This window comes from Roseateles sp. P5_B10 (assembly GCF_056400485.1).
Window position 1 is genome coordinate 1 of sequence record NZ_JBFULE010000839.1, and the last position, 2,235, is coordinate 2,235.

3 protein-coding genes are annotated in these 2,235 nt (G+C 69.3%); 2 read left to right on the forward strand and 1 reads right to left on the reverse strand.

What is annotated here, in order from left to right; genetic code table 11:
- Positions 1–59: 59 nt before the first annotated feature.
- The gene (locus AC1DU6_RS28280) at positions 60–608 is read right to left on the reverse strand and encodes a Rossmann-fold NAD(P)-binding domain-containing protein (RefSeq protein ID WP_457322631.1); all 549 of its coding nucleotides are present in this window, start codon (positions 606–608) and stop codon (positions 60–62) included.
- Between the two features lie 188 nt (positions 609–796).
- On the opposite strand from AC1DU6_RS28280, the gene AC1DU6_RS28285 reads away from it, so the two are divergent.
- Both AC1DU6_RS28285 and AC1DU6_RS28290 read left to right on the forward strand, forming a co-directional pair.
- Positions 797–1,540 carry a Crp/Fnr family transcriptional regulator gene (locus AC1DU6_RS28285; RefSeq protein WP_056193065.1) on the forward strand — a complete coding sequence of 248 codons (744 nt, stop codon included), beginning with the start codon at positions 797–799 and terminating at the stop codon, positions 1,538–1,540.
- 129 nt (positions 1,541–1,669) lie between these two features.
- Positions 1,670–2,235: gamma-glutamyltransferase (locus AC1DU6_RS28290; RefSeq protein ID WP_477861191.1), on the forward strand; the 566-nt coding region annotated here is incomplete at its 3' end.

The following is a 2,235-nucleotide window of genomic DNA, read 5'->3' on the forward strand; positions in this document are numbered from 1 at the left end:
CTGCTAAGCCTTGGCCTGGCGGCGGCGGCCTGGAGCCTGCTGTGGGCGTCGGGGCGTTTCTAAGCCAGCGCACCGCTCAGCACCGCCTGCAGCAGAAGGTGGTGGTTGCGGGCCACCGCCTCGGCCGGCAGTGGGTGGGTGGGCGGGGCGAGCGGCATCGGCAGCGCCGCATCGCCACTGAGATCCTGCCAGGTCATCAGCGCCGCCAGCATCTGCAGCGGGTGGCCCGGCGAGGCGATGCCGTTGAAGACCGGCACGCCGGCGTCGCGGTCGAGCTGGCGCAGGTCGGCCTCGGCCACGCCCTGGCATTCGATGGCGTCATAGAGCTGGCCGAGCAGTCCGGCCATGTCGCGCGGGTCGCGGCGGTCGGCCAGGCCGGGGCTGGTCGCGCGAACGCGCGCCACCTGCGCGCCGAGCTCGGTGGCGGCGAGGAGAAAGGCCTCGGCTTCGAGGCTGGCGTGGTCGTCGCTGAGCAACGCCAGGTTCTTGCCGCGCAGTGGCGCACCCGGGCCGGTGCCGCGCTTGAACTGCCGAGCCCGGCCGATCAGCGTCAGCAGGTCGTCGCGCGTCAGCCCTTCCAGTGACCAGAGAGATTTGTGTTTGAGCATGGCATTGGGTGCATGTCCGGCAAGGCTAGGCGGTACAGCGCGGACCGGGCCTGACGCAGATCAAGTACGCACGGCTGTTTACCAACGGTTTACCGAGCGTTACCCAGTGATGTGCGCCATTGCTCGGCAGTTGTTGGCCGGTTTCTACGCTGCTGTCCATTGCCACACGCCGCCCAGGACACCCCGAAATGCTGACCGCCACGATGACTCCCGCCGCCGCCCATCCCACCTTGCGCGCGCCGGCCGCCGCGCCCCAACGCATTGCCGACACGCTGCAGGGTCTGCAGGCCCACGTGGACATCAGCCGCCGCGTCCTGCACGCCGGCGACCGCGTCTACCGCACGGGCGACGCGTTCGCCAGCCTGCATGTCATCAACTCGGGCTTCTTCAAGACCCTCAACCTCGCCGCGGATGGCCGCGAGCAGGTCGTTGGCCTGCACTTCAAGGGTGATTGGCTCGGCTTCGACGGCATTGCGACCGGCCGCTACGGTTGCGACGCCATCGCGCTGGACACCGGCGAGGTGTGGAGCGTGCGCTACGACGCGCTGCTCGCTGCCTGCGCCCGCCATGCACCGCTGCTCGGCCTGTTGCATTCGGCCATGAGCCGCGAGATCAGCCGCGACCGCGACTCCCTGCTGTCGTTGTGCACGCTGTCGGCCGATGCCCGCGTGGCCGACTTCCTTCGCTACTGGGCCGACGCCATGGCCCAGTGCGGCCTGCGCAGCGACCAGATCACCCTGCGCATGACGCGCGCCGAGATCGGCAACTACCTGGGCATGACGGTGGAGACGGTCAGCCGCGCGCTGACCAGGCTGGCTCGCGAGCAACTGATCGCCTTCACCGAACGTGGCCGCCGCGATATCTGCATCCCCGACGTGGCGGCGCTGGGTGCCTACGTGCAACGCGGCGTCGCCCGGACGCTGCTGCAGTGACTCAGCGCGCCGCGCGAACCAGGGGAGTGGCAAGCGCCCGGTGGCGCAGTAAGGTCGCCGTCATCGAAGACACCCGGACGGAGCTTCCGCATGACGTTGGCGTTGAAACTGCAATCGCGTTCCCTGGTGATGGTGGCCGTACTGCTCACGGCGGGCGTGGCCCAGGCGGCCTCGCAGGCCCCGGTGGCAGCCGAGAACGGCATGGTGGTCACGGCCCAGCACCTGGCCACCCGCATTGGCGTGGACGTGCTGAAGGACGGCGGCAACGCGGTGGATGCGGCCGTGGCGGTGGGGTATGCGCTGGCGGTGGTCTACCCCGCGGCGGGCAACCTTGGCGGTGGCGGCTTCATGACCGTGYAGCTGGCCGATGGCCGCAAGACCTTCCTGGACTTCCGCGAGAAGGCACCGCTGGCTGCCACGGCCAATATGTACCTCGACAAGGACGGCAACGTCATCAAGGGCCTGAGCACGCTGGGCCATTTGGCGGTGGGCGTGCCGGGCAGCGTGTCGGGGCTGGAGTACGCACTGGGCAAGTACGGCACGATGAAGCGTGCCGCGGTCATCGCGCCGGCCATCCATTACGCGGAGCTGGGCTTCGTGCTCGACCAGGGCGATATCGACATGCTGCACGCCRCCACCGACGATTTCCGCAAGGACCCGGCCACCGCGGCCATCTTCCTGAACAAGGGCGAGCC

Excerpts from the sequence above, each read along its gene's own strand:
- AC1DU6_RS28280 (WP_457322631.1), bottom strand. The coding sequence starts at position 608 with ATGCTCAAACACAAATCTCTCTGGTCACTGGAAGGGCTGACGCGCGAC.
- AC1DU6_RS28285 (WP_056193065.1), top strand. The coding sequence starts at position 797 with ATGCTGACCGCCACGATGACTCCCGCCGCCGCCCATCCCACCTTGCGC.